Here is a 4,827-nt window from a genome sequence, read left to right on the forward strand (position 1 = left end):
CCGCCGGCCGCGCCCGGCCGGACAGGACGGAGCTGTTCGGTACACGGTTCGGAATCTTGGCCGGTGACAGGGCATTTGTACACGACCTGGCCGTGTCGACACGGCGACCGCGTGAAAGACAGTCTCCGATCACCGTTCACGGCCGCGAGCAACAGCCGGCGGGCGCAGAACGACGCGCACCGAAAGTCACACGCCGAACGCTTGGAGTCCGATGCCGGCCCTTCGGCTTCCGCTCCGGCAATCGGGTGTGCCTCCTCAGCGCGATCCCTGTAAGAATGTCAATTGACCTGATGTCGATCTCCGGGGCCACAATGAGTGAGCGCAGCAGTTCCGGCTGGGGGCGCGTCGGCGACGACGGCACCGTGTACCTGCGGACACCCTCGGGTGAACGCCCTGTCGGTTCCTGGCGGGCTGGCAGCCCGGCGGAGGGCCTCGCGCACTTCGGGCGGCGCTATGACGACCTGGCGGCCGAGGTCGTGCTGCTCGAGCGGCGGCTCACCGTCCCCAGCGCCGAGCCGGCGGACCTCGCGTCGAGCGCGCGCCGGCTGCTGGCGTCCCTCGACACCGCCGCGGTCGTCGGCGATCTGGAGACCTTGGCCCGCCGGCTCGAGGCGGTGCTCACCGCGGTCGATGCGCGAAAGGCCGAGCGGGCTGCCGAGCGGGCCCGACGGACCGCCGCGGCGATCGAGGCGAAGGAAGCACTCGTCGCGGAAAGTCAACGCCTCGCCAGTGGTTCCGACTGGAAGGCCTCGGGCGAGCGGTTCCGCGCCATCGCCACCGAGTTCCGGGCGATCACCGGCGTGGATCGCCGTACGGACACCGAGCTGTGGAAAAAGGTGACCGTTGCCCGCGAGGAGTTCAACCGGCGCCGGACCGCTCATTTCGCCGCGCTCGACCAGCAGCGCGCGCAGGCCAGGGAGCGCAAGGAGGCGATCGTCGCCGAAGCCGACGCGCTGGCCGACTCCACCGAGTGGTCATCCAGCAGTGCTCGGTACCGGGCGCTGCTGGATGAGTGGAAGTCGGCCGGACGCGCGCCCAAAGACGTCGAGGACGCCCTGTGGCTGCGCTTCCGCTCCGCGCAGGATGCCTTCTTCGCCCGCCGCAACGCGGCCAACGCCGAACGCGACGCCGCCCTGCGCACAAACCAGGCCAGCAAGGAACAGCTGCTCGCCGAAGCGGCCGCGCTCGACCCCAGCCAGCCCGAGCGGTCACTGCGCAGGCTACGGGAGATCGAACAACGCTGGGACACGATCGGGAAGGTGCCTCGCGAGGCCAGTGCCGACCTTGAGCGTCGGCTGTCGGCTGCCGGTGACCGTATCCGTCACGCGGCGGACGCCCGGTGGCGCCGGCCGCAGACGGCGGAGTCTGCGTTTGTGACGACATTGCGGGAGTCCGTCGCCAAGTTGGAGGCAAAACTGGAACGAGCTCGGGCGTGCGGGCGCGCGGACGAGGTAGCGAAAGCCGAGTCGGCGCTGGCGACACAGCGCGAATGGCTCTCGCACGCGACTCGTTGATCCTCATCCGCGCGACGCCTGGCCAGCTGAGCGCTTGCCATAGCTAGCAGTCGGACGTACGCTGCTCAGTGTTGGTCACCCGGTGCCGTAGCTCCTACTATCCCAGCCAGAATTCATTCGGGGGCCCGCTCAACCGACGGCGGCGTGAGCACAGATTTTTCGCGCCGTCGACAGCCAATACGATCCAGCGGCCAAAGGGTATGCGATCATTTTTCGCCTGCCCGGTGGCCCCAGGAAATCTAGCCGAGAGGAGGCTGCCGTCCAACGTGCCGCCCCTGAATGTGCGCGATCTCGGAGACTTCATCAGGGACCAGCGCAAAATCGCGCAGATCTCCCTTCGCCAGCTCGCCCGGCAGGCCGGGGTCAGTAATCCTTATCTGAGCCAGATCGAACGTGGTCTGCGAAAGCCGTCCGCGGAGATTCTGCAACAGATCGCCAAGGCACTTCGAATCTCCGCGGAAGTGCTTTACGTGCAGGCCGGCATTCTCGACGAACGGTCGTCCGACAATGATGTCGTCGTCTCGATTCTCGCGGACACGGGTCTCACCGAGCGGCAGAAACAGGTCATTATCGAGATTTATGACGCGTTCCGCAAGGAAAACTCGACCTGCGGCCTGGTGCCCGAGCCATCGTCGCCTGACGACCTGAGCACCGGGCAGAATGCTCCGGAGCCGGTCGTCGGATTCGACCGGGTGGAATCTTCCCCGAACGGTGCCGCCCAACCGGGCGACACGGCGGTAACGACCAGCTCCACCGCTGGCGGCCAGGCAAAGAGAACCACAACCAGGCGGAAGACGGCCAGCAGCCGGGCGGCTGGTGATCCCGAGCCGCGGACACCGGTGGCCCGGCGGCCACGCTCCGCGGAAACCGGTGGAGAAACTGGTGGGAATGCCGGCGGCAGAGCCCCCGCGAAGACCGGCGTGACCGCGTCCGAGGATGTCCCGCTCACCACGGTGGCGGCCGATGAACCAACCACCCATGACCCGGCAGAGGACGCATAAAGATCAACAAGAGCGCCCGAGGATAGGGCGTTCGATCAGTGAGCGGCTCAGCCGCGCCTGATCTGGCAAGGCGGAGGAGGAAGGCGCCCTGGTGCTGGGCGCCGACTGACGACAACGCGGCCGGGCGGGACGCGGGGAGCCGCGAGCCGGACAGTCCTATCCTCGGGCGCTCTAAATCGGCAATACGCCGACAACCCACGGCCATGTCATGACCGCAAACCAGGAGGTAGCGATGGCCACCATCCGAACCACCGCCCAAACGTCGGAGGACACCGCTGAGGCCGAGGTAGACGTCAAAATCCCGCTGTCCGAGGTCCGCAAGCCCCTGTACGCCTCCGTGGGTGCCGCCGACGCCGCCGTCAAGAAGATCCTCACCCTCCCCACCACCTACGTGGATGAGGTCAAGAAGTTTTCCGATCGGGTCAACGGTATCTCCACCCAGGCGCAGAAACTGCCGACCAACGTCCAGACCGCGGTCCGGTCACTGCCTGCCACAGTGGGTTCGCAGCTTTCCGACCTACAGGGACGCGCAAGCTCGCTCTACAACAGTTTTGCCGATCGGGGCGAGAGGCGGGTCTCCAGCATTCGCCGGAGCCCGGTCACCGAGGAGGCTGTTTCCCGCACCAGGACCGCGGTCAGTCAGACCAAGGTCGCCCGCGACTCAACCCGCAGGGCGGCCGAAGCCGTCAGCAAGGCCGTCGGCGACGCCGCCGCGTCCGACTAACGGCCAGCTGCTGGCCAAAGGCCGCGCGATCGTGGTTCTTTTCGCGCGACCGACGCCCCGGCAAAACAGACTCCGCCACCACTCGGGAAACACAACCCCATCTCATGGTTCCGCTTCGGCAACCACGGGCCCCGGACCCTAACGTTCGGGACCCGTGGCGTGTCGTGCTGTACTGAGATATGAGATATCGCCCACTGGGATCTTCCGGTCTGCTGGTTTCCGTCGTCGGTCTCGGCTGCAACAACTTCGGGTCGAGAGTCGACATCGAGGGTACCCGGGCTGTTGTCACCGCGGCGCTCGACAACGGCGTCACGCTCTTCGACACAGCCGACACCTATGGCAACAAGGGCGGCTCCGAAACACTGCTCGGCCATATCCTGCGGACCCGGCGCGACGACGTGGTCCTCGCCACTAAATTCGGCAACGACATGGGCGGCGCATACGGGCCCGACTTCAACGCGCGCGCTTCCCGCCGATACATCCGCAAGGCTGTGGAAGGTTCGCTCCGCCGGCTTCAGACCGACTACATCGATCTTTTCCAGCTCCACGCGCCCGACGCGTTCACCCCGATCGAGGAGACGCTGACCGCGCTTGACGAGGTCGTCCGCGAAGGCAAGGTCCGCTACGTGGGGTCGTCGAACCTCACGGCCTGGCAGATCGCGGACGCCGAGTGGACCGCACGCGCGTCCGGTACCACTCGTTTCATTTCCGCACAAAACCATTACAACCTCCTGGAACGCCGCGTCGAGGCAGAGCTCGTCCCGGCCGCGCAGAAGTACGGCATCGGTGTGCTGCCGTACTTCCCGCTGGCGAACGGCATTCTTACCGGCAAGTACACCCGGGACTCCCAGCCGCCGCCTGGCACCCGCCTCGTGGGGCGCCAGGACGAGCTGACCGACGAGGTCTTCGATCGACTCGAGACGCTGGAGACCTTCGCCCGCGAACGCGGCCGGTCCCTGCTGGACGTGGCCATCGGCGCGCTGGCCGCGCAGCCGGCGGTAGCGTCAGTGATCGCCGGTGCCACCACGGCGGAACAGGTCCGAGCAAACGTCGTGGCCGGTGAGTGGCAGCCGCGAGCCGACGACCTGGCCGTCCTTGACAAGATCGCCCCAACCCAACGCCCGGGTTCCTGACACCTCCCAGGCGTGGGCAGCGGACAGCCGCTCCGCCGCCGCTGCCCACGGGAGGCGCAACCGGGTGCCGGGTCGTCGAAAATGGTGCTCATGGTCGAAGTGACGCTGGTACGGGGAGACATCACCGAGCAGGACGTCGACGCTGTTGTCAACGCGGCGAACTCGTCACTGCTCGGTGGCGGCGGGGTGGACGGCGCGATCCACCGCCGCGGTGGACCTGACATCCTCGCCGCATGCCGTGCGCTGCGGGCAGGCACGCTGGGCGGCGGTCTGCCGACCGGCCGGGCGGTCGCCACAACAGCGGGCCGGCTGCCCGCCCGGTATGTCATCCACGTCGTCGGCCCCGTCTGGTCCGACGTCCAGGACCGTTCGCACCTGTTGCGATCCTGCTACGAGCAGGCTCTACGGGTCGCGGACGAGCTGGGCGTGGCGTCGGTGGCCTTCCCCGCGGTCAG

At 67.4% G+C, this 4,827-nt stretch carries 5 protein-coding genes; all 5 read left to right on the forward strand.

Annotated features, from left to right (window positions below):
- Nucleotides 1-311: 311 nt before the first annotated feature.
- A complete protein-coding gene (locus MJ785_RS04935; RefSeq protein WP_239348060.1) occupies nucleotides 312-1,514 on the forward strand; it encodes a DUF349 domain-containing protein in 1,203 nt (400 codons plus the stop codon).
- 266 nt (nucleotides 1,515-1,780) lie between these two features.
- The gene (locus MJ785_RS22015) at nucleotides 1,781-2,515 is read left to right on the forward strand and encodes a helix-turn-helix domain-containing protein (RefSeq protein ID WP_305039472.1); all 735 of its coding nucleotides are present in this window, start codon (nucleotides 1,781-1,783) and stop codon (nucleotides 2,513-2,515) included.
- Nucleotides 2,516-2,747: 232 nt separating this feature from the next.
- Nucleotides 2,748-3,239: a hypothetical protein gene (locus MJ785_RS04945; protein WP_239308238.1), complete on the forward strand. Its 492-nt coding sequence runs from the start codon at nucleotides 2,748-2,750 to the stop codon at nucleotides 3,237-3,239.
- 179 nt (nucleotides 3,240-3,418) lie between these two features.
- A complete protein-coding gene (locus MJ785_RS04950) occupies nucleotides 3,419-4,372 on the forward strand; it encodes an aldo/keto reductase (RefSeq protein WP_239380105.1) in 954 nt (317 codons plus the stop codon).
- Nucleotides 4,373-4,462: 90 nt separating this feature from the next.
- Nucleotides 4,463-4,827: O-acetyl-ADP-ribose deacetylase (locus tag MJ785_RS04955; RefSeq protein WP_239380106.1), on the forward strand; the 365-nt coding region annotated here is incomplete at its 3' end.

It is taken from the genome of Protofrankia sp. CiT1 (assembly GCF_917627335.1).
Classification (GTDB): domain Bacteria; phylum Actinomycetota; class Actinomycetes; order Frankiales; family Frankiaceae; genus Protofrankia.

Bases quoted from the DNA above. Each gene is read 5' to 3' on its own strand.
- MJ785_RS04935 (WP_239348060.1), top strand. From the start codon at position 312: ATGAGTGAGCGCAGCAGTTCCGGCTGGGGGCGCGTCGGCGACGACGGC.
- MJ785_RS04945 (WP_239308238.1), top strand. From the start codon at position 2,748: ATGGCCACCATCCGAACCACCGCCCAAACGTCGGAGGACACCGCTGAG.
- MJ785_RS04950 (WP_239380105.1), top strand. From the start codon at position 3,419: ATGAGATATCGCCCACTGGGATCTTCCGGTCTGCTGGTTTCCGTCGTC.